Here is a 19603-nt window from a genome sequence, read left to right as displayed (position 1 = left end):
CAGCCCAACATAGCCGGCACCGATCATGGTAATTTTCATGCGGCAGCCCCACTCGGAAATGTGAGGCGAGGCTTACACATTTTTTTCGCCTCTGAATAGTGCTCGCAGCAGCGAAGGAGCGGGAAGCCCACAGGAGTTTGGCGCTCGTGCAAGGTCCGCGCAGTCTAAATTCCGCCTCCAGGGGCCCTTATCGAGACAAGGGCGAGAACAGGCGAACAGTTCCGGATTCTCTTGCGGCGGATTCCTTCGCGCGCACAGCACGCAACTTCGGCAGCGGAGAAAGCTGCCGCGGAACAAAGCGGGGAAGGAGACGCGCGACGCGCCAGTTGCCGCGCAAGACGCGCCCTTCGGAAGCATGGAAGGCAGCCTTGCCGCGTACGGCGGCCAACTTCGTGGCGTCAGCGAAATCGCGACTGCGCAAGAACTCCGGCGCAGATCTCAGTTCGCGCCGTCAAGGTACTCGAAATGGACGGCCGAGACGGCCACCGAAAGGATGCGGTGATCCATGCTGCCCATTCCTTCCTCGACCGGGCTTCCCGCCACGAAGCTGTCGAGCCTCAGCGTCTGGAAGGGTGGCAGGGAAGGCTCATCCGTCGCCCGGAGGATCTCGACCGTATAGGCGTCCGGCGCCGTCGCCGGGCTGATCCTCGCATCCACTTCCTGACCGTCCAGGAACACCCGGAGCAGCGGCGTGCCCACCTTGAAGACATGCCGCAGGGAGAGCGCCACCCGCGCCGAGCGGCGTGCGGGCGCCGGGTTCAGGATGATGCCGCTCTGGCCCATCCAGCGGAACTCGCCGGCCTGGTCAACCTCCACGTCGTGCCAACCGAAGTTGAAGGCCTCGCTGCGCAATTCGAGCTGGACCTCGCGTGGCAGGGAAGCCGGATTCCGGGCTCCTTTCGCCGTTTCTCCCGGCGCTGCGGCAATCAGGCGGCGGAACTCCGCGAGGCGCTGCCGCATGCCCTCGTCCGCCTCAAGCTGCAGGCCTGTTGCCTCCGATACCGGCTCAACAGCCAACTGGTCGAACATCAGGCAGCTGGCATAATCGATGAAGGCATCGATCCGCTCCTGCTGCGCCTCCAGGCGGGTCCGGAACTCCGTGGTCAGGGAGGCGATCTGCAGGCTGGCCATCTGGCGGACCTGCGCCAGTTGGCTCTCCAGCGTCAGGATCCGCTTCAGAAGATCGTCGCCGTCGCTGCGGGCGTACTGAAAGGTCGCGATCGGCGCCTCGCTGCCGGCGGCGAAGATCTCCGCCGAAAAGCCGCTTTCCCCCATATCGGCCGGGTAAAGCTGCACGGCGAAGGCGAAGGAACAGCCGCCGTCATCCAGCAGCCGGGGCCGCTCGACGGAGACCGGCCGCACCAGCAGGCCGTTGAGGCGCGCGAACAGCACGGGCGTGTAGAGCCCGTTCACGCGGTTGACGGCAAAGCCACGCAGCATGCCTTGACTGAGCTCAAGGCCATCCACCTTCAACTCCCCGGCGCCGACCAGCGCCACCGCGGTATCGGGCGACCGGAGCACCAGCGCCTCCGCATCGCCCGTGATCTCGGGCGAACCCGCAAGCCGGACCGCCGCCGGCAGGTCAACCAGCGGCAGGCGGTGCACCGGAACGCCGACCTTGTCGCCCACCGCGAAGCTCCCCTGCAACCTCACCTGGCCGACCTTGATTCCCTGCACATAGGCATGCACCTCGTCGTCCACTTCGCAGTCCCTGGTGCAGCGGAGCAGGATCCGCTGGAAGGAGCTGCCCGCCGGCGTGAAGATCGGTTCGGCCTCAGGACGTTCTGTCATCGTTTCCAGTTCTCAAACCGCACGCCGGATTCCGGGGCATCCAGGGCGCTCGGGGAGCGAGGCCAGCATGGAAGTAACGTTCTCCGGTTTCGCCTTGAACGGCAGCATGGATGTTCTGCCAACTCATGCCGCTGATGCACAAGATGTTTCCGGCAGGTTCACGGCAACAACCGGCGTCCGGGCGGAGCGCAGGATCCGGCACTGGCCCGGACCGCCCTCCGGGAACCGCCGCGGCGGGCGCCAAGCTCAGGCCGCGCAACAGCGGACGAGGCGGTCATACTCCCGCCCCACCTTGGCAAGGTACTGAAGGTACAGGCCGCGGGATGCGGCAAGCAGTTCCTGGCGCAGCAGCGCATCCGTCTGGAACTCCCGCATGACCTGCACCATCTCCTCGATGGTCTCCAGCTGATGCGCCGGGTGGCGGGTCGGCAGGCCCACAAAGGCGTCCCGCGTGCCGATCGCCGCCCGGCCATAGGCCAGCGCCTCGACCGTTTTGATCTTCAGCCCAGTGCCGCCCAGCATCGGGTTCAGCACGCAGCGGACCTTCTGGTAGAACAGGTCAACGGTCGGCAGCACGCCCAGCCGCACCGGATTTGAAGCCAGCGTCAGGTTGCGCCGGAGGATGGTGCCCGCCAGCGCCCAGCCGATCCCGCCATCCTGCCCGATCGTCTCGTCCAGCCTGGCGACGGACCGCAGGTTCCAGGGATTCGCGCTGCCCAGATAGCCGAAGGTGAGGGGCGGCTCCGGGTCGATGGCCGTGGTGAGGAAGTAAGGGAGCATCGGATGGCCGACGGTCAGCACCGTTCCGCCGAAGCGGCCGCCGATGATCGCCGCCTCCTCCTCCTGGATGCCGATCACCACATCCGCCCGCGCGAAGCCACGGTCCTCCTCGGCCCGCGAAGTGAAGAACCAGCGCGGATCGAGCCCGTTCTGCTCCGCCACGCGATGGCGGTCGCCGAACAGGTCATGCGTGTCGAGCACCCGCACCGCGCCTTCGATGCCGGCCAGGATGCGCGACATCCAGACATAGTTGACGATGACGGCGTCATAGCGCTGCGCCTTGTGGAGGGCGCGCACCGCCTCCACGAGGTCTTCCGGGCACCAGTCGTCCAGTCCCCAGTGCTCGGCGAAGCTGGCCCGCGCCAGCGGCAGCGAAGGCATGAAATGGAGCCGGTTCCAGAAGGCGGACATGCTGCCCCGCTGATCTTCCGAAAGGCCCTCCATTCCGTAATAGAAGAAGTCCGCGACCGCGCCACGCTGCTTCAGCTGGTGGCCCATGGCCTGGATGCGGGCGGAATTGCCCTGATCCGCCGGGTGCGACGGAATCGGCGAGACAACCAGGATCCGCGGCGGCCGCATCAGGCGAATATCTCGATCTTATGGACGCAAAGGCCGAGGCGCCGGCTGCCCTCGGGCTCCTGCATGGTTTCCGGAACCGCCAGACCGAGGAGCAGGCTGCCCGGAAGCGGGTCCGGCAGGTCGACGATCACCGCCGCGCTGGTTTCCGACCAGCGCTCAAGCCTGTGTGGCACCGGAACCCCGTTAAGCGTTGCCACCAGCCTGTCCAGCTGAGAGGCCTTGCCGACGCCGATCACGGCCACCTTGATCCAGCCCGCTCCGGCCGGCAGGCCGCCCAGCGCCATGCGGAAGTGGCGGGCCGGCCCGGTCCACACCCAGGTGTAGCCGCCATCCGCCTCGCTGCGGTAGGCACCGTCGTGGATCAGCGCGGCGGCCGGGACCTCCGCCAGCAGATGCACGCCCGGCGGCGGCGGCTGGACCCGCAGCTCCAGGGCGCCCGGCCGATCCTCCGGATCACCCTCAAGGAGGCCGAGCTGGCGGGCCGCCTCGGCAAGACCATGCCGCACGCCCGCGGCCTCCCGCGCGGGCAGCAGCAGGACGTGCTCGGCCGCGTGCTCGCCGAGGCACAGCCGCAGCCGCAGCGCGTCGAGCTCCGAAAGTTCCGGCGCAGCCAGCATCGCCGCGCCGGGGTCGCGCAACAGCAGCCAGCTCTCCGCCTCGCGCAGCTGCCGCAGGATCCCCGGGTGGACAGGCGCTTCGGCATAGGCCAGGCGCTGCCGCCCTCCGGCGGACCAGATGGAGCGGTCATCCGCAAGGATGGCGGCATCCTCCGCCGATCCAAGCCCAAACAGCGGGTGCCTGCCGCCCGCGATGCGGAACCGCCGGAAGAACGCTCCCGCCGCAGCCGGCATGGCGGAGACGTCGGACAGGCCGGGCAGGCCATCCCGGAACGCGCCCATCAGGTTGAGCGCCGGGAAGGAGAGATCCAGCAGCGCGACGGGCCCGATCGCCCGTGCCAGCCATGTCCCCATCACCCGGCTCATCTGGGCGGCCGGAACGCCGGTCGGCCCAGGCGGAGCAACGCCGGCAGCCTCGCTCATGCCGCGCTTCCCGCCACTTCCAGGCGCAGCAGGATGCCGCCACGCCCTGCAAGCTCGGGCGGCAGCACATCCTGCGACGGATCGTTCGAATTCGCCGCATCCTCCGGGGCCAGGATGCGCACATCCGCCAGCGCGACATGCTCGGGCAGCAACCGGGCCAGCAGCGGCGCGTCTCCAAGGCTGGACGCGATGATCTCCTGCATGCTGGAGAACTTCAGCAGCAGGGAGCAGGAGCCGGTCACCTCGCCGAGGGCCGCGGCCAGGCGTTGCGGCGACAAATCCGCCCCCCCATCGAGCACCAGCACCGAGTTCGTCTTGGCCCGCGGCGGCAGGAGGCCCGGCCGCGCCACCGCGCGCCCCTGGCTCTCCTCGATGACATCGCGGTACCGGCGGGCGACGCTCGCGATGTTCAGCTCCGTTTCCGCGTAGCGGCGGGCATTCGCGCCAAAGGCATGCAGCAGCTCGCGGTCCCGGTGGAGGGCACTCACCGCGCAGGCCAGGGACCGCACCTGGTCGAGCACCGGAAGATGCACGACCGCCTCGCGCGGCAGCTCGCGATAGGCCGCCGTGTCGCTGACGACGCAGCAGCGCCCCGCGGCAAGGGCGCGGGCAAGGGTGCCGGAGCTTTCGCCGACCGAGGGGAAGCGCAGGTTGAGCAGCAGGTCGCAGGCGGAGATGTACGCGTTGAGCGCGTCCTCATCGACGTAGCCGGTGATGCGCGTCCGCTCGCGCAACAGCGGATAGCGCTCCAGCTGCGAGGACACGTCGTATTCATGCGGCCGCTCCTCGCCGGCATGGATCCAGATGAGCTCCACCCCCTCGGCCAGGACCTGCTCCAGCGCCTCCATCATCCAGTCGAACCGCTTGGCGCGCGTCGCGAAGCCCGACGTCGCGACAATGAAGGCGTCGGCCGGCAGGCCAAGCTTCTGGCGCGCGACCGCCCGCTCCGGCATTTCCGCCGGCGGCGCGAAATGGGGGATGACCGAGACATGACGCGTCGCCTCCGCCCCATAGAGGGCTTGCAGCTTCGCCTTGGCGAAATGCGAATGGACGATCACGCCGGTCGAGCGGGCGAGCAGCTCGCGCTGCATGTCGAAGAGCGCGTAGTTGGCCGCCGTCTTCATGCCCATCCGCTTCCAGTGCCGCCCGTAGACTGCGGCGAGGCGCGGCGAAGAGTGCATCATCTGCGCCAGCATCGGGTCGATGCCGCGCGCTTCCAGCTCGTAGAGGTAGAACAGGCCGATGTCGTGGATCGTCACCACGCCCGGAAACAGGCGCAGCGCCTCCAGCACGAACAGGTGCCCGCGATTGTTGCCGATCTGGTGCAGCACACGGCTTTCCGGAGCGATCCAGCGGAAGGCCTGCGCCTGATCCCGCACGCCCACGCCGGGCGGCGCGATTGCACCACAATCGTCACAAAGGACCGTGCAATCGTAGAGTGACCTGAGCTCTTCCAGAAGGATGCTGGAGTAGTCCGCGATCCCGTTCTTTTCCGGCGGAAGAGGCGTGAACACATTCAAAGGCGAACGCCGATCGGTCACGACCCCTCCCGACTACGCAGCGCAGCAGGCACGACAAGCGGCTGCAACGCCTGCGCAGCTTGCCCGCCCTAGACCGCTAGAGCACGCCGGAAAATGACATGAACTTGATCGCAGCGCAACATGGTCTGCACTCGCAAGTTGGGTCTTCGTGAGACGCTGCAACCCTGCAGACGTAACACTCGAAAGCCGCGGCGGAGGCATCGCCCGATGCTCCGCCGCATGCTCCGCCGCCTGCGCAGCCGGTTCAGTTCACCGGCACATCAGCACGGGCAGTTCCGCGTTCTCCAGCACATGCCGTGTCACGCCGCCCAGGATGAGCTGGCGCAGGCGCGAATGGCTGTAGGCGCCCATGCAGAGCAGGTCGGCGTTGAAGTCGCGCGCCGCGCCGAGCAGCCCGGCGCCCACTTCGCGCGTCTGCGGTTTGAAGGCCACCGCCTCGGCCGTGATGCCGTGCCAGCGCAGATAGGCCCGCAGCCCCTCGGCGTTCGGGCCGCGCCGCTGGTAGTCCTCGCTGTGCAGGACGCGCACGGCTTCGGCATGGTGCAGCCAGGGCAACGCCGCCGCCACGGCGGCCGCGCTTTCCGCCGTTCCGTTCCAGGCGCAGCACACGCGGGTACCGATGGTTTCCGGCACCTCGCGCGGCGCGATCAGCACCGGGCGGCCGGAGTCGAACAGCACGGCATGCAGCGCGTCGGAGGAGGAAACGTCCTCGCCCGCTTCGGGGTGCGGCACCACCGCCATGTCATAGAGGCGCGACTGCTGCGCGACGACGTCCTCCTCCCGCCCCGCGATGGATTCAAAGGAAAGCGTCGGCCCCTCGGTCTTCGCCGCCGTCTCGGCGGAGAGGGCGATGGTGACGTCCCGCCCCTGCACGAAGCGCTCGAACAGGCTGCGCACGCGGTTGGCGCGCTCGCCGCTCTCGCGCTCGGTGGCGGCCATCATCTCCTCGATCATGGCGCCCGAGAGGCCCTCGCCGGCCAAGGGCGCCACGTCGCGGGCGTCCACCCGCACGTGCAGGCAATGCACATGCGCGTTCCAGGTGCGGGCCACCATCAGGGCGGTGTGCAGCGCCGCCTCGCCGGCGGCGGTTCCGGTCAGTGGCAACAACAGCCGGCGGTAGGCCATGGCTCGGTCTCCTCTCTCCAGTCCGGCGCTCCGGGCCGGGGCGCCACCCATTGTACACGGCCAGGGTCTAACACGGCCAAGCCCAAGATGTTCCGCTTCGTCCTGCCGGGCCGGCCGAGGGCAACAGGCTAGAGCCTCCGCCCTGCCGCCCGCTCGTTAAATCTCGTTTGGCATCTCGGCGGCCACGTCCAGCCTGCGCCAGTCGAGCGGTCCCGGGTCACGCCGCGCCGCCTGCTCCAGCACGGCGAGGTCGGCGTCGGAGACATCGCCCCGGCGGGCGGCGATCCGCTCCCGCAGCAGCGGCATCGGCGCCTCCAGCCAGATCCCCTGGAACGGCACGCCAGCCCGCGCTGCGGCGGCGGCGATGCCGGCGCGCTGCGCCGGCTCCGGGAAGGCGGCGTCGGCGATCACGCAATGGCCAGCCCGGATGGCCTTCTCCGCCTCGGCGAAAAGCGCCGCGTAGGTGGCCTCCGTGGCGGCGGCGGAATAGGCGGCGGAGGGCAGCCGCACCTCCGGCGCCACGCCGTGCTGGCGCTTGCGGATCTCATCGCTGCGCAGGACCAGCGCGCCGGGCGCCCCTCCCAGCCCGGGCGCCCAGCGCCGCGCCCAGAAGGACTTGCCGCAGCCGGGCAGGCCGCCCACCGCCACCAGGCGGGCCGGCGGCGGGTGCAGCGCCGCCTCGGCGGCGGCCAGCCAGGGCAGCCCATCCCGCCCGACGCGCTGCAGCACATGCGCGCGGATCAGGCTGCGGAGCGACAGCCACAGCGGCAGCCCCGCCACAAGCCCGGCGTCGTCGCGTCGCGCGACGTAGCGGCTCAGCACCCGGCCGGCCGCCGCACGGCCGACATTGAGGTCGAGATCGGCCAGCAGGAAGGCCAGGTCGTAGCCGGTATCCACGGTGGCCAGCGCCTCGTCGAACTCCAGCGCGTCGAAGGGCACCGGACGCCCCTGCCAGATCACGAGGTTGCCGAGATGCAGGTCGCCATGGCAGCGGCGCACGCAGCCGGCCCCGGCCCGTGCCGCCAGGGCGGGCGCCGAGGCCGCGAGCCGCGCCAGCGCCTCCGCTGCCCAGGCATCGATGCGCGCCGGCGGCAGGCCGGCCTCGTGTGCCGCCTCGGCCGCGCCGGTGATCACGTCCCGCAGCGCCCGGTTGACGCCCCAGCCGGCGACCGGCGCCAGCGCGTCGTGCTGCGCCGCCACCGCATCGGCCAGCGCGTCCTGCAGGGCCGGGCCAAGCTCGCCGCGCGCGGCGACGGCATCAAGGAAGCTCGCTGGCGGAAGCGGGGCCATCTCCACCGCCCATTCCTCCGCCGGCCCTTCCCCACCGAGGCGCAGCGCGCCGTCCGGGCCGCGGGTGAGAGGGTGCACGGCGCGGTAGAGGCCCGGCGCCGCCGGCGCGTTCAATGCCAGCTCGCGCCGGCAAAAGCGCTCGCGGTCCGGCAGCCGGGTGAAGTCCAGGAAGGCAAGGGCCACCGCCTTCTTCAGCTTGAACACCCGGTCCGGGCCGACGAACACGGCGGAGATGTGCGTCTCCACCGGCGCCGCGCCCCCTGTCAGGCGGGACAGCAGGGCGGCGGCCTCCTGCTGCCCTGCCGGAATGCTCAAGGAAAAAGCGTCTCGGTGCGCCAGCCGCCGCCGGGGTGGGCATGGAACAGCCGGCGGTCATGCAGTCGGAAGGGCATGTCCTGCCAGAACTCGAAATGCGCCGGCAGCACCCGGAAGCCGCCCCAGTAGGGCGGCCGCGGGATCTCCTCGCCGGGGAAGCGCGACTCTGCCGTGCTCAGCGCGGCCTCCAGCTCGCTGCGCCCCGCGAGCGGGCGGGACTGCTGCGAAGCCCAGGCGCCGAGGCGCGAGAGGCGGGGGCGGGTGGCGTAGTAGGCGTCGGATTCCGCCTCCGTCACCTGCTCCACCACGCCTTCCACCCGCACCTGCCGGCGCAGCGATTTCCAGTGGAACAGCAGCGCCGCGCGGGGATTGGCCAGCAGCTCGCCCCCCTTTCGGCTCTCGCGGTTGGTGAAGAACACGAAGCCGCGCGTGTCCAGCCCCTTCAACAGCACCATGCGGGCGGAAGGAAAGCCGTCCGCCGTGGTGGTGGCCAGGCACATGGCGTTGGGGTCATTGGGCTCGCTCGTCTCGGCCTCGGCCAGCCAGGCGCGGAACAGTGTGAACGGATCAGTGGATGCATCAGGCGCGGACATGCGGCTCCCCCTTGCCCAGGCGAAGGCGGTGTGCCACCACGGCCTGACCCTTGCAACGGGGATCTCCCAGCCCCGCCAACCCTGACGAAGACGGTTCTGCCTCACGATGGAAGCTGACGCCCCGCACGCGACCCCTGCCGCCGGCACGCTGATGGCCGGCAAGCGCGGCCTGATCATGGGCGTGGCCAACGACAAGTCCATCGCCTGGGGCATCGCCCGCGCCGCCGCCGCGCAGGGCGCCGAACTGGCCTTCACCTTCCAGGGCGAGGCGCTGGAGAAGCGCGTCCGCCCGCTGGCCGCCAGCGTCGGCAGCGACCTGGTGCTGCCCTGCGACGTGACCGACGAGGCCAGCATCGACGCCGTCTTCGCCGCGCTGGAGAGCCGCTGGGGCAGGCTGGACTTCCTGGTCCACGCCATCGCCTTCGCCGACAAGCAGTATCTCCGCGGCCGCTACATGGACACGCCCCGCGAGGCCTTCCTGCAGGCGATGGACGTCTCCTGCTTCTCCTTCGCCTCGGTCAGCCGCCGGGCGGTGGCGCTGATGCCGGAGGGCGGCAGCCTGCTCACCCTCTCCTATCTCGGCGCCGAGCGGGTGATGCCGCACTACAACGTCATGGGCGTGGCCAAGGCGGCGCTGGAGGCCTCGGTGCGCTACATGGCCGCCGATGTGGGCGCGGAGAACATCCGGGTGAACGCCATCAGCGCCGGCCCGATCAAGACGCTGGCCGCCAGCGGCATCGGCGACTTCCGCTACATCCTGAAGTGGAACCAGTACAACGCGCCGATGAAGCGCAACACCACCATTGAGGATGTGGGCGGCGCCGGCGTGTTCCTGCTCTCCGACCTCGGCTCCGGCGTCACCGGCGAGGTGCTGCACGTGGACAGCGGCTACCACATCGTCGGCATGAAGGCCGTGGACGCGCCGGACATCGCCACCGTCTGAGCCGGCTTCCGCGCCGCGGCATCCGCGCGGCGCGGCAACCTCCCCCCTTCCCCGCCGTTCCTTTCCCGTGCGGCCAATCGGGGCCGCGCGAGGGAAGGCGCGCATGAGCCAGCATGAGCAACCGCCGCTGCCACCCGCGGCGCATGGAACGACGCCCGCTTCCGGCGCAGGCACCGGCGCCGCGTCCGCCGGCGCTGAAGGCGATGCCGCCGCGGCGAAGCGGCGCGACGAGGGCGGCTCGGAGCGAGCGGCCGCCGAGGCGGCCAGGCAGGCCGAGCAGGACGAGCGCATGGAGCGCGCGGAAGCCGCGGCCCGGAACGCCCGCTGACGCTGCGCGCCACCCTTCGGATCAGGAGACAGCCATGAGCAAGGCGCACATGCCCCCCGTGCCCCCTGAGAACCAGCCCAAGGGCCCAGGCGGGAAGACCGAGAACGCGGCCGACAAGGCGGAGCGCGAGGCCCGGCCGCAGAACAACATCCCGCAGAACCAGGGCCGCAGCGCCGACATCAAGCAGAACACCACCAATCAGGGCTACCAGCAGGACCGCTGAGCCCCGCGGGAGAGGAGACGGCAGCATGCCCGAGCACAACCCCGACACCGCCCGCCATGGCGGCCCCGGCAGCAGCCACCAGAACCGCCAGGATCCCGGCAAGTCCGCCCCGACCGGCCACAAGGGCGGCGGCGCCCAGGAAGGGCCCGTGCCCGGTTCTGCGACCAACAGCCGTGAGAGCCGCGTCTCCGGCGGAGGTGGCGAACGGGACAGCCACCACACCCACGATTCCACCAGCCGCTCCTGATTCGGAAGCGGCCCGGAAGGAGACCCTCATGGCCGACGACAACAAGCAGAACCGCGACGCGATGAGCCCGGACGACAGCGGCACCATCCGCAAGTCGCATCTCGGGAAGGCGGAACAGCAGGAAACCGCCAGCGGCACCATCCGTCAGCCGATCCAGCCCGGGGAGGTGCAGCCAGGCGAAACGAATGAACTCGCCCAGACCCTGGGCGGGCCGGTGGACGTCTTTCCTGCCGGCGGGCGCCGCAAGACGCCGCAGTCAGGGGGGTGAGCTGCCCCTGCCGGGGGAGGCGCCGCTTCCCCCGCGCTTCCGCCGCTTGGGCGGCGTCTTGCCCCGCGGCTGCGCCGTTCCGGCATCGGCCCTTGGCGTTTGCTCCAGCGGCCCGCATAACCACCGGCCCTGATCGCTGCCGCCGGTGCCCCATCCATGTCTCATAACAGCTTCGGCCACCTGTTCCGCGTCACCTCCTGGGGCGAAAGCCACGGGCCGGCAATCGGCGGGGTGGTGGACGGCTGCCCGCCTGGCATCCCGCTCTCCGAGGCCGACATCCAGCCCTTCCTGGACCGGCGGCGGCCTGGCCAGTCGAAGTTCGTCACGCAGCGGCAGGAGCCGGACCAGGTTCGCATCCTGTCCGGCGTCTTTGAGGGCCTGACCACCGGCACGCCGATCTCCCTGCTGATCGAGAACCAGGACCAGCGCAGCAAGGACTACGGCGAGATCAAGGACCGCTTCCGCCCTGGCCATGCCGACCTGACCTACCACCTGAAGTACGGCCAGCGGGACTATCGCGGCGGCGGCCGCTCCAGCGCGCGCGAAACGGCGGTGCGCGTTGCCGCCGGCGCCATTGCCCGCAAGGTGCTGGGCAGCACCGTGACCATCCGCGGCGCCATGGTCGCGATGGGGCCGCTCGGCATCGAGCGCAGCCGGTTCGACTGGGCCGAGGTGGAGCGCAATCCCTTCTTCTGCCCCGACCCCGGCGCCGTGGCCGTCTGGGAGGAGAAGCTTGCCGCCGCCCGCAAGGCCGGCAGCAGCCTCGGCGCCGTGGTGGAGCTGGTGGCGGAGGGCGTGCCGGTCGGCCTTGGCGCGCCGCTCTACGGCAAGCTCGACGCCGACCTCGCCGCCGCGCTGATGAGCATCAATGCGGTAAAGGGCGTCGAGATCGGCGAAGGCTTCGCGAGCGCGGCCCTGGATGGCGAGGCCAATGCCGACGAGATGCGCATGGGCGCGGATGGCGAGGTGGCCTTTCTCTCCAACCGTGCCGGCGGCATCCTGGGCGGCATCTCCACCGGCCAGCCGGTGGTCGCCCGTTTCGCGGTGAAGCCCACCTCCTCCATCCTGACGCCACGCCGCTCGGTGGACCGCTCCGGCCAGGAGGTGGAGGTTCTCACCAAGGGGCGGCACGATCCCTGCATTGGCATCCGCGCCGTTCCGGTCGGGGAGGCCATGCTGGCCTGCGTGCTCGCCGATCATTTGCTGCGCCACCGAGCCCAGAATCCGGATGCGCCGGAAAGGGCCCGGCTGCCACGCAACCAAGCGTGACTGCGGCTGCTGAGTAAAATCCGCTCATCGGGTTGACCCATCAAGAACCCCTTCGGATAGCGAGATCGTCCGTTTGGCGGAGGATCCTCCATGCTTCGCGCTGTCGATGACACCAACGATGCCTGCCGCGGCTTCCTTGCCCTGGCCGGGGAAAGGCCCTGGCAGCGCCGCATGGCCGACCTGGCTGCGCGTGCGACCCCGCAATCCTGGCATGGGCGCGCAACGCAGCAGCGGCACGCGCTGGAGCTGATCCTGGCGCGCCTCGCCGGCCAGCGGCAGGCGCCGCGCCTCGGCCGCGCCGAGCGCATCGTCCTGGCGCTGGCCCGCGAGGCGGTGGCGCTGGCCGACACCCTTCCGCGCGACTCCCGGGACCGGTTGCGCGAGCGCCTGCTGCAGGGGCTGACGGGCGAGGCCACCCTGATCCCGCTGTTTCACCTGCTGCGCGAGGCCTCGCGGCAGCGCGAGCGCGGCTTTACCGTCCGTTTCACCGGCCTGACCGAGAACACGCCCTACGACCTGTTGCTGGAACGCCAGGGCGAGCAGGCGGAGCTGGTCTGCGAAGCCCTTTCCGCCGAAGAAGGGCGGCTGGTTCCGCGCGGTGACTGGTGCCGGCTGATGGACGGCATCAACCCTGACCTGCAGACCTGGCTCGCCGCCCACCCCGGCCGCTACCTTCTCAAGATGACCCTGCCCGAAGGCATCCAGGGGCCGGAGCAGCTCGCCGAGCTGCAGCAGCGGATCAGCGCCATGCTGGCCGACCGCAAGCGGCAGGACGCCAGCGCCGCCGCCATTCTGAAGCTCGACCCGCTGATGCTGGCCGGTGCGCAAGCCGCCGGCCAGGGCCTGCCGGAACGGCTGCGCAGCCAGTTCGGCCCGGATGCGCATCTGGCGGTGACCGCCGACTCGAACGGCGCCAGCCTCTTTGTCATGGCGGCGCGGGCGGGGCGGGAGAACGCGGTCGCCGGCGCCATCGTCCGGCGCCTCGACGCCATCGCCGAAAGCCGCCTTTCCGGCACCCGTGCCGGCATCGTCTCGGTGTTCCTGGAAGATGTGGAGCGCCCGGAATGGCGCGGCCTGCGGGAGACGCTGGAGGTCGAGGGCGCGGTGCGCCGCTTCTTCACCACGCCACGGGCTGCGCACATCGCCGCAGCCGGCTGCACCACCCGCATGGAGATGTTTGGCATGGCGCCGCCCGATGCGGCCGAGCAGGGCGAGTTGCGCTTCCGCAACCAGGCTCATCCGGCGGCCAGGCTGGCGGCGCTTCAGCCCGCTCTTGTTTCGCTGTGCTGACGCAAAGAGGCTGATCGCGAAATCAATTTTAAAGATAATGTGAAGGCTTTTGAGGCTCCGCCAAAAACTTTCGTCGTTCGCCTGCCACTTTTTCCGTCATGCTGCGTTGCATGGTTCTTACAACCTCTGTGCCGCATACGAGACCCACAATGTCCGAGCGTGAAATGGAAGCCAAGCTGCTGGAGCTTGACCGGCTGTTGAACGACCCCGAGGTGCAGATGGACCCTCATCGCGTCTGGTCGCTGCTGCAGGAGATCGCCGGCGCCTCCAAACTGGCCGCGCCCCGGCCGGTCTGACGCTTCAGCCCTCGCGCCGGGCGGCAATCAGGAATTCCCGGTTGCCCTCCGGGCCAAGGATCGGGCTGGGCTCGAGTCCCAGCACCGTCCATCCCGGCAGCGCCGCCCACCAGCCGCGCACGCGCTCGCAGACCTCGGCATGGACGGCTGGGTCACGCACGACGCCGCCCTTGCCCACATTCTCCGGCCCCGCCTCGAATTGCGGCTTGATCAGCGCCACCGCCCAGGCGTTGGGCGCGGCCAGCCCCAGCGCCGCCGGCAGCACGGTGGAAAGCCCGATGAAGCTGGCGTCGCAGACCACCACGCCGGGCGCCTCCGGGATCAGCGCGGCATCCAGGCGGCGTGCGTTGGTGCGCTCCAGCACCACCACGCGCGGGTCGCTGCGCAGTTTCCAGGCGAGCTGCCCGTGGCCGACATCCACGGCATAGACCTTTGCCGCCCCGCGCTGCAGCAGCACGTCGGTGAAGCCGCCGGTGGAGGCGCCGACATCCACCGCGACACGCTCCTCCGGCGAGAGGCCGAAATGCGCCAGCGCATGGGCCAGCTTCATGCCGCCGCGGCTGACCCAGGGGTGCTCCTGGCCCTTCACCTCCAGCGGCGTGTCTTCCGCCACCGGCTGCCCGGCCTTCTCCACTCGCCTGGTTTCGGAGAACACTTTCCCGGCCATGATCAGCGCCTGGGCCTTCGCCCGCGACTCCACCAGCCCCCGTTCGACCAGGGCCACATCCGCACGCTGCTTGGGCATGTCTTCCGCTCCAGGACCGCGCCCAACGTGAGGCGGGGTCCGGGGGGATACTATCCCCCCGGCAGGGGTTCCAGGGGGCGGGCGCGCCAGGGGGCGGCGCCCCCTGGCGCTTACGCGCGCGCCGGCTGAAGGCCCGCGGCCTCGCCGAGCGTCGCCAAGGCCGTCGCCACGATCGAGCGCGCGGAGAGCCCGGCCGTCTCGTACTGCGCCTTCGGGCTGTCGTGGTCGATAAAGGCGTCGGGCAGGGTCATCGGCCGGAACTTCAGCCCGGTGTCGAAGGCGCCCTTCCAGGCCAGGTGCTGCATCACCAGCGCGCCGAAGCCGCAGACCGAGCCTTCCTCGATGGTGATGAGCACCTCGTGCTCGCGCGCCAGCCGCTCGACGAGGGCGGTATCCAGCGGCTTGGCGAAGCGGGCGTCGGCCACGGTGCAGGGAAGGCCGCGGGCGGCCAGATCCTCGGCGGCCCTGAGGCATTCCTGCAGCCGCGCGCCGTAGCTGAGGATCGCGACCTTGCTCCCCTCGCGCAGCACCCGCCCCTTGCCGATCTCCAGCACCGTGCCGCGCGCCGGCACCGGCTCCAGCCCGAAGCCCTCGCCGCGCGGAAACCGCAGGGCGACCGGCCCCGCATCATGCGCGGCGGCGGTGGCGACCATGTGCGCCAGCTCCAGCTCGTCGGCCGAGGCCATCAGCACCATGTCCGGCAGGCAGCCGAGATAGGCGATGTCGTAGGCGCCCGCATGGGTGGCGCCGTCGGCGCCGACCAGCCCGGCGCGGTCCAGCGCGAAGCGGACGGGCAGCTTCTGCAGCGCCACGTCATGCACCACCTGGTCATAGGCGCGCTGCAGGAAGGTCGAGTAGATGGCCACGAAGGGCTTCATTCCCTCGGTCGCCATGCCGGCGGCGAAGGTGACGGCGTGCTGCTCGGCGATGCCGACGTCGAAGGTGCGCTTCGGGAAGCGCTTGCCGAAGGCGTCGAGCCCCGTGCCCGAGGGCATGGCGGCGGTGACGGCGACGATGCGGTCGTCCTGCTCCGCCTCGGCGATCAGCGACTGCGCGAAGACCTTGGTATAGGTCGGCGGCCCCGGCGGCGCCTTGGCCTGGTCGCCCGTGACGACGTTGAACTTGCTGACGGCGTGGTACTTGTCGGCGCTCGCCTCGGCGGGGGCGTAGCCCTTGCCCTTGCGGGTGACGACGTGCAGCAGGATGGGCGCGCCTTCCTCCGCGTCGCGCAGGTTGCGCAGCAGCGGCAGAAGGTGGTCCATGTTGTGCCCGTCGATCGGGCCGACATAGTAGAAGCCCAGCTCCTCGAACAGCGTGCCGCCGGTCAGCATGCCACGGGCGAACTCGTCGGCGCGGCGGGCGGCGCGCTCCAGCGGCGCGGGGAAGCGGCGGGCGACCTTGGCCATCACCTCGCGCAGCGACAGGAAGGGCCGCGAGGAGATCAGCCGCGACAGGTAGGCCGACATGGCGCCGACCGGCGGCGCGATCGACATGTCGTTGTCGTTCAGCACCACGATCAGGCGGGACTTCATGGCGCCGGCGTTGTTCATCGCCTCGTAGGCCATGCCGGCGCTCATCGCGCCGTCGCCGATCACCGCGATGACGTTGCGGTCGTCCCGGTATCCCGCCGCATTCTTCCCACTGAGGCGCTTGAGGTCACGCGCCACCGCCATGCCGAGCCCGGCCGAGATGGAGGTGGAGGAATGCGCGGCGCCGAACGGGTCGTACTCGCTCTCGGAGCGGCGGGTGAAGCCGGAAAGGCCACCGCCCTGGCGCAGGGTGCGGATGCGGTCCCGCCGCCCGGTCAGGATCTTGTGCGGATAGGCCTGGTGGCCGACATCCCAGAGCAGCCGGTCCTTGGGCGTGTCGAACACGGCGTGGATGGCCACCGTCAGCTCCACCACGCCCAGCGAGGCGCCGAGATGCCCGCCGGTCTGGCTGACGGCGTGGATGGTCTCGGCGCGCAGCTCGTCGGCGATCTGCTTCAGCTGCTCGGCCGAGAAGTTCTTCAGGTCCGCCGGGACGCGCACCCGGTCCAGCAACGGCGTCGCCGGCGGCTGGTTGGGAGGCAGCCGGGCGGGGTTCGGGGGAGTCGCCATCAGGACCTCCGGTTGATGGTATAGGCAGCCAGCATTCGCAGCAGATCGGCGCGCTCACCGAAACTGTCGAGATGCGCCGCCGCCTGCTCGGCGAGCCTTTCGGCCTGCACCTTTGCGCGATCAAGCCCGAGCAGGCCCACCAGCGTGGCCTTGCCGGCCTCGGCGTCCTTGCCGGTGCGCTTGCCGGTCTCCGCCGCGCTGGCGGTGGCATCGAGGATGTCGTCGGCGATCTGGAAGGCGGCCCCCAGCTCGCGGCCATAGGCGCAGAGAGCATGCCGCTGCTGCCCCGGCGCCTTGCCGAGGATGGCACCCGCCTCGGCGGCGAACTCGATCAGCTTGCCGGTCTTGAGGAGCTGGAGGCGGCCGATGGCGGCCTCGCTCGGATCCTCCTCCCCTTCCTCCGCCAGCATGTCGAGCATCTGGCCTCCGCACATGCCGCGCGGACCGGCCGCCTGGGCCAGGCGCAGGCACAACTCGGCGCGCACGGCGGGGTCGGAATGGGTGTCCTCATGCGCCATCACGGCGAAGGCATGCGCCTGCAGCGCGTCGCCGGCCAGGATGGCGGTGGCCTCGTCATAGGCCTTGTGGACCGTGGGCTTGCCGCGGCGCAGGTCGTCGTTGTCCATGGCCGGCAGGTCGTCATGCACCAGCGAATAGGCGTGCAGCATCTCGATGGCGGCGGCGACGCGCAGCGCCGAGGTGCGGGAGACGCCGAACTGCGCCGCGCCCTCCAGCACCAGGAAGCCGCGCATCCGCTTGCCGCCGCCGAGCACGGCGTGGCGCATGGCGGCGTAGAGCCGCGCCTCCGGCCCTTCCTCGGCCGGCAGCAGGGTGTCGAGCGCGTGCTCGATCTCGGCCACGGCGCCGCCGAGCGCCATGGCGAGCGGGGAGGTCTGGGTCTCCGGCATGGTCAGGCCATGTCGCGCAGCGTGGCGCCTTCCGGCCCGCCGGCCGGCCCGGCGACGATCGCCTGCACCTTGCCCTCGGCCTCGGCCAGCTTGGCTTCGCAGTGTCGGCGCAGCGCGGCGCCACGCTCGTAGTCGGCGATCGCCTCCTCCAGCTTCGCCTGGCCGCCCTCCAGCTTGCGAACGATGGCATCCAGCTCCGCCAGGGCGGCCTCGAAGGACAGGGAAGCGACGTCCGTCAGGGGGGGCGTCTCGGGCATGGGGCAGGAACCTCGGAGCAGGGTATCGGCAGGTCAGGCGTGCATCAGCGCGCGCACATGGCTGGCGGCGGAAGTCGCCAGCGCGTCCAGATCATAGCCGCCTTCCAGCGTGGAGACGACCCGGCCGCCGCAGGCGCGCTCGGCCAGGCGGCAGATTTCGGCCGTGATCCATTCGAAATCCGATTCCCGCAGGCGGAGTTGCGCCAGCGGATCGCGCGCATGGGCGTCGAAGCCGGCGGAGATCACGATCAGTCCAGGCGCGAAGTCCTCCACCGCCGGCAACAGGCGCTCGGCCCAGGCGGCACGAAAGGCCTCGCCGGTGGCGCCCGGCGGCAGCGGGACGTTGAAGACGTTGCCCACGCCACGCTCGTTCTCCCCTCCCGTGCCGGGATAGCAGGGCGACTGGTGGGTGGAGGCGAAGAGGATGCTGGGGTCGCGCTCCACCACGGCCTGGCTGCCGTTGCCGTGATGGACGTCGAAATCAAGGATGGCCACGCGCGCGACGCCATGCGCCGCCTGGGCGTGCCGCGCCGCCACCGCGGCGTTGGCGAACAGGCAGAAGCCCATCGGCCGGCGCGGCTCGGCATGGTGCCCGGGCGGGCGCACGGCGCAGAAGGCATGGCGAACCTCGCCCCGGCAGACGGCGTCCACCGCCGCCACGCCGGCGCCGGCGGCCCGCAGGACGGCCTCGGCGCTGCCGGCGGCCATGCCGGTATCGCCATCAAGGGACACCCATTCGCCCTCGGGGGGACGGATGTCGAGAATGCCGCGCACATAACCCTCCGGATGCACGCGGCAGAGCTGCTCCAGGCTGGCGCGCGGCGCCTCTTCCCGCAGCAGATGGGCGAATTCCTCCGCTTCGAGAGCGGCCAGCACCGCGCGCAGCCGGTCCGGGCACTCCGGATGATCGGAACCGTTGGAATGCCCGAGGCAGGCGTGGTGCGAAACCAGCAGGACGGTCACCTGGGCGTTTTCTCCGCTGCCGGCTCCTCGCGCCGCCGCAGGGTGAAGCGGTAGAGCCCCGCCACTTCGCTGAAGGAGACCAGCGCATGGCCGGTCTCGCGGCTATAGGCCTGGAAATCCTTCACGCTCGCGGGGTCGGTCGCCAGCACGGTCAGCCTGGCGCCGGGCGGCAGGCCGCGCAGCACCTTGTTGGCCTTCAGCACCGGCAGGGGGCAGGTCAGTCCCTGCACATCAAGTGTGGTCTCACTCATTGGAGGACTGCACCACCACCGGAGGCCGCGCGCAAGCGCCCGCTCACGGGCCGCGAACCCGCTCCGCCAGCACCCGCTGCGCGGCCATGGCCGCGCCCGTGCCGCGGCGGAAGCTGAAGGCGGTGGGCTCGGCGCCGCCACGCTCCCAGACCTTCAACTCCTCGTCGAGGTCGGCCGTTCCTCCCGCCTCCACGGAGAAGCGGTAGATCGCCTTGTAGGGGATGCTGACCACCTCGGTCTTGGAGCCGGTAACGCCCTGGCGGTCCAGCAGGATGATGCGCCAGTCGGTCAGCGCGAAGCCGTCGCGCACGGTGCGGAAGGCCGCCAGCACCTGCTCGCCCGGCAGCAGCGCCTCCAGGAAGCGTGGGCCGAGATCCTTCGGCTCCACCTGCCCGGCATCGCCGGTGATCGCACCCAGGAGCCTCCCCAGCATCCGCAGTCCTCCTTTGTCCTCCCCGTCGA

At 70.6% G+C, this 19603-nt stretch carries 22 protein-coding genes; 8 read left to right on the top strand and 14 right to left on the bottom strand.

The features are described from left to right. Window positions 1-438: 438 nt before the first annotated feature. The 7 genes from E0493_RS17870 to pdxH all read right to left on the bottom strand — a co-directional run bounded on the left by E0493_RS17870 (window position 439) and on the right by pdxH (window position 9054). The gene (locus tag E0493_RS17870) at window positions 439-1791 is read right to left on the bottom strand and encodes a hypothetical protein (RefSeq protein WP_160938605.1); all 1353 of its coding nucleotides are present in this window, start codon (window positions 1789-1791) and stop codon (window positions 439-441) included. 246 nt (window positions 1792-2037) lie between these two features. Continuing rightward, complete coding sequence (locus E0493_RS17865) at window positions 2038-3150, bottom strand: glycosyltransferase family protein (RefSeq protein ID WP_160938604.1); 1113 nt, start codon at window positions 3148-3150, stop codon at window positions 2038-2040. Further along, window positions 3150-4190, bottom strand: a complete 1041-nt coding sequence (locus E0493_RS17860; RefSeq protein ID WP_160938603.1) for a hypothetical protein — start codon at window positions 4188-4190, stop codon at window positions 3150-3152. Before E0493_RS17860 ends, E0493_RS17865 begins: the two co-directional genes overlap by 1 nt. Then, entirely contained in the window at window positions 4187-5569 is a 1383-nt protein-coding gene (locus E0493_RS17855) for a glycosyltransferase family 4 protein (RefSeq protein ID WP_160938602.1), read from the bottom strand. The genes E0493_RS17860 and E0493_RS17855 overlap by 4 nt, the downstream gene beginning before the upstream one ends. 411 nt (window positions 5570-5980) lie before the next feature. After that, the gene (locus tag E0493_RS17850) at window positions 5981-6856 is read right to left on the bottom strand and encodes a universal stress protein (RefSeq protein WP_160938601.1); all 876 of its coding nucleotides are present in this window, start codon (window positions 6854-6856) and stop codon (window positions 5981-5983) included. 156 nt (window positions 6857-7012) lie between these two features. Further along, window positions 7013-8461 carry a bifunctional aminoglycoside phosphotransferase/ATP-binding protein gene (locus E0493_RS17845; protein WP_160938600.1) on the bottom strand — a complete coding sequence of 483 codons (1449 nt, stop codon included), beginning with the start codon at window positions 8459-8461 and terminating at the stop codon, window positions 7013-7015. Beyond that, window positions 8458-9054 (bottom strand): pyridoxamine 5'-phosphate oxidase, encoded by a 597-nt coding sequence (gene pdxH / locus E0493_RS17840; RefSeq protein ID WP_160938599.1) that lies wholly within the window; start codon window positions 9052-9054, stop codon window positions 8458-8460. The genes E0493_RS17845 and pdxH overlap by 4 nt, the downstream gene beginning before the upstream one ends. A gap of 106 nt (window positions 9055-9160) precedes the next feature. Between pdxH and fabI the strand changes: the two genes are divergently transcribed. The 8 genes from fabI to E0493_RS17800 all read left to right on the top strand — a co-directional run bounded on the left by fabI (window position 9161) and on the right by E0493_RS17800 (window position 13918). Beyond that, complete coding sequence (gene fabI, locus E0493_RS17835; RefSeq protein ID WP_160938598.1) at window positions 9161-9997, top strand: enoyl-ACP reductase FabI; 837 nt, start codon at window positions 9161-9163, stop codon at window positions 9995-9997. 103 nt (window positions 9998-10100) lie between these two features. Then, on the top strand, window positions 10101-10325 hold the full coding sequence (locus E0493_RS17830; RefSeq protein ID WP_160938597.1) for a hypothetical protein: 225 nt from the start codon (window positions 10101-10103) through the stop codon (window positions 10323-10325). Between the two features lie 34 nt (window positions 10326-10359). Beyond that, on the top strand, window positions 10360-10548 hold the full coding sequence (locus E0493_RS17825; RefSeq protein WP_160938596.1) for a hypothetical protein: 189 nt from the start codon (window positions 10360-10362) through the stop codon (window positions 10546-10548). 25 nt (window positions 10549-10573) lie between these two features. Further along, on the top strand, window positions 10574-10795 hold the full coding sequence (locus E0493_RS17820; RefSeq protein ID WP_160938595.1) for a hypothetical protein: 222 nt from the start codon (window positions 10574-10576) through the stop codon (window positions 10793-10795). 28 nt (window positions 10796-10823) lie between these two features. Then, on the top strand, window positions 10824-11063 hold the full coding sequence (locus tag E0493_RS17815) for a hypothetical protein (protein ID WP_235913854.1): 240 nt from the start codon (window positions 10824-10826) through the stop codon (window positions 11061-11063). A gap of 156 nt (window positions 11064-11219) precedes the next feature. Next, window positions 11220-12332, top strand: a complete 1113-nt coding sequence (gene aroC / locus E0493_RS17810; RefSeq protein WP_160938594.1) for a chorismate synthase — start codon at window positions 11220-11222, stop codon at window positions 12330-12332. A gap of 90 nt (window positions 12333-12422) precedes the next feature. Further along, window positions 12423-13622, top strand: a complete 1200-nt coding sequence (locus E0493_RS17805) for a hypothetical protein (protein ID WP_160938593.1) — start codon at window positions 12423-12425, stop codon at window positions 13620-13622. Between the two features lie 149 nt (window positions 13623-13771). Continuing rightward, on the top strand, window positions 13772-13918 hold the full coding sequence (locus E0493_RS17800) for a peptide chain release factor 1 (RefSeq protein ID WP_160938592.1): 147 nt from the start codon (window positions 13772-13774) through the stop codon (window positions 13916-13918). A 4-nt stretch (window positions 13919-13922) separates the two neighbouring features. On the opposite strand, the gene E0493_RS17795 is transcribed toward E0493_RS17800, so the two are convergent. The 7 genes from E0493_RS17795 to E0493_RS17765 form a co-directional block, all read right to left on the bottom strand. Continuing rightward, the gene (locus E0493_RS17795; protein WP_160938591.1) at window positions 13923-14663 is read right to left on the bottom strand and encodes a TlyA family RNA methyltransferase; all 741 of its coding nucleotides are present in this window, start codon (window positions 14661-14663) and stop codon (window positions 13923-13925) included. A gap of 110 nt (window positions 14664-14773) precedes the next feature. After that, window positions 14774-16762 carry a 1-deoxy-D-xylulose-5-phosphate synthase gene (dxs, locus tag E0493_RS17790; protein ID WP_160938590.1) on the bottom strand — a complete coding sequence of 663 codons (1989 nt, stop codon included), beginning with the start codon at window positions 16760-16762 and terminating at the stop codon, window positions 14774-14776. Next, window positions 16762-17670, bottom strand: coding sequence for a polyprenyl synthetase family protein (locus E0493_RS17785; protein ID WP_202397200.1), 909 nt, complete (start codon window positions 17668-17670; stop codon window positions 16762-16764). Before E0493_RS17785 ends, dxs begins: the two co-directional genes overlap by 1 nt. 2 nt (window positions 17671-17672) lie before the next feature. Beyond that, on the bottom strand, window positions 17673-17927 hold the full coding sequence (locus E0493_RS17780) for an exodeoxyribonuclease VII small subunit (protein WP_202397199.1): 255 nt from the start codon (window positions 17925-17927) through the stop codon (window positions 17673-17675). 33 nt (window positions 17928-17960) lie between these two features. Next, window positions 17961-18890: a histone deacetylase family protein gene (locus E0493_RS17775; RefSeq protein WP_160938589.1), complete on the bottom strand. Its 930-nt coding sequence runs from the start codon at window positions 18888-18890 to the stop codon at window positions 17961-17963. Beyond that, window positions 18887-19141, bottom strand: a complete 255-nt coding sequence (locus E0493_RS17770; protein ID WP_160938588.1) for a sulfurtransferase TusA family protein — start codon at window positions 19139-19141, stop codon at window positions 18887-18889. Before E0493_RS17770 ends, E0493_RS17775 begins: the two co-directional genes overlap by 4 nt. Before the next feature lie 43 nt (window positions 19142-19184). Further along, a complete protein-coding gene (locus E0493_RS17765) occupies window positions 19185-19574 on the bottom strand; it encodes a PH domain-containing protein (protein ID WP_160938587.1) in 390 nt (129 codons plus the stop codon). Window positions 19575-19603: the final 29 nt, after the last annotated feature.

Origin of the sequence: Teichococcus coralli, from assembly GCF_009829925.1 — a bacterium.
GTDB lineage: Bacteria > Pseudomonadota > Alphaproteobacteria > Acetobacterales > Acetobacteraceae > Pseudoroseomonas > Pseudoroseomonas coralli.
This window is presented reverse-complemented; position numbering and strand designations above follow the sequence as displayed.

What these genes read in the sequence shown, in the direction of transcription:
- dxs (WP_160938590.1), bottom strand. Translation starts at nt 16,762, where the DNA reads ATGGCGACTCCCCCGAACCCCGCCCGGCTGCCTCCCAACCAGCCGCCG.
- E0493_RS17785 (WP_202397200.1), bottom strand. Translation starts at nt 17,670, where the DNA reads ATGCCGGAGACCCAGACCTCCCCGCTCGCCATGGCGCTCGGCGGCGCC.
- E0493_RS17865 (WP_160938604.1), bottom strand. Translation starts at nt 3,150, where the DNA reads ATGCGGCCGCCGCGGATCCTGGTTGTCTCGCCGATTCCGTCGCACCCG.
- E0493_RS17795 (WP_160938591.1), bottom strand. Translation starts at nt 14,663, where the DNA reads ATGCCCAAGCAGCGTGCGGATGTGGCCCTGGTCGAACGGGGGCTGGTG.
- E0493_RS17805 (WP_160938593.1), top strand. Translation starts at nt 12,423, where the DNA reads ATGCTTCGCGCTGTCGATGACACCAACGATGCCTGCCGCGGCTTCCTT.
- fabI (WP_160938598.1), top strand. Translation starts at nt 9,161, where the DNA reads ATGGAAGCTGACGCCCCGCACGCGACCCCTGCCGCCGGCACGCTGATG.
- E0493_RS17850 (WP_160938601.1), bottom strand. Translation starts at nt 6,856, where the DNA reads ATGGCCTACCGCCGGCTGTTGTTGCCACTGACCGGAACCGCCGCCGGC.
- E0493_RS17800 (WP_160938592.1), top strand. Translation starts at nt 13,772, where the DNA reads ATGTCCGAGCGTGAAATGGAAGCCAAGCTGCTGGAGCTTGACCGGCTG.
- E0493_RS17820 (WP_160938595.1), top strand. Translation starts at nt 10,574, where the DNA reads ATGCCCGAGCACAACCCCGACACCGCCCGCCATGGCGGCCCCGGCAGC.
- E0493_RS17770 (WP_160938588.1), bottom strand. Translation starts at nt 19,141, where the DNA reads ATGAGTGAGACCACACTTGATGTGCAGGGACTGACCTGCCCCCTGCCG.
- aroC (WP_160938594.1), top strand. Translation starts at nt 11,220, where the DNA reads ATGTCTCATAACAGCTTCGGCCACCTGTTCCGCGTCACCTCCTGGGGC.
- pdxH (WP_160938599.1), bottom strand. Translation starts at nt 9,054, where the DNA reads ATGTCCGCGCCTGATGCATCCACTGATCCGTTCACACTGTTCCGCGCC.
- E0493_RS17765 (WP_160938587.1), bottom strand. Translation starts at nt 19,574, where the DNA reads ATGCTGGGGAGGCTCCTGGGTGCGATCACCGGCGATGCCGGGCAGGTG.
- E0493_RS17780 (WP_202397199.1), bottom strand. Translation starts at nt 17,927, where the DNA reads ATGCCCGAGACGCCCCCCCTGACGGACGTCGCTTCCCTGTCCTTCGAG.
- E0493_RS17815 (WP_235913854.1), top strand. Translation starts at nt 10,824, where the DNA reads ATGGCCGACGACAACAAGCAGAACCGCGACGCGATGAGCCCGGACGAC.
- E0493_RS17860 (WP_160938603.1), bottom strand. Translation starts at nt 4,190, where the DNA reads ATGAGCGAGGCTGCCGGCGTTGCTCCGCCTGGGCCGACCGGCGTTCCG.
- E0493_RS17830 (WP_160938597.1), top strand. Translation starts at nt 10,101, where the DNA reads ATGAGCCAGCATGAGCAACCGCCGCTGCCACCCGCGGCGCATGGAACG.
- E0493_RS17870 (WP_160938605.1), bottom strand. Translation starts at nt 1,791, where the DNA reads ATGACAGAACGTCCTGAGGCCGAACCGATCTTCACGCCGGCGGGCAGC.
- E0493_RS17825 (WP_160938596.1), top strand. Translation starts at nt 10,360, where the DNA reads ATGAGCAAGGCGCACATGCCCCCCGTGCCCCCTGAGAACCAGCCCAAG.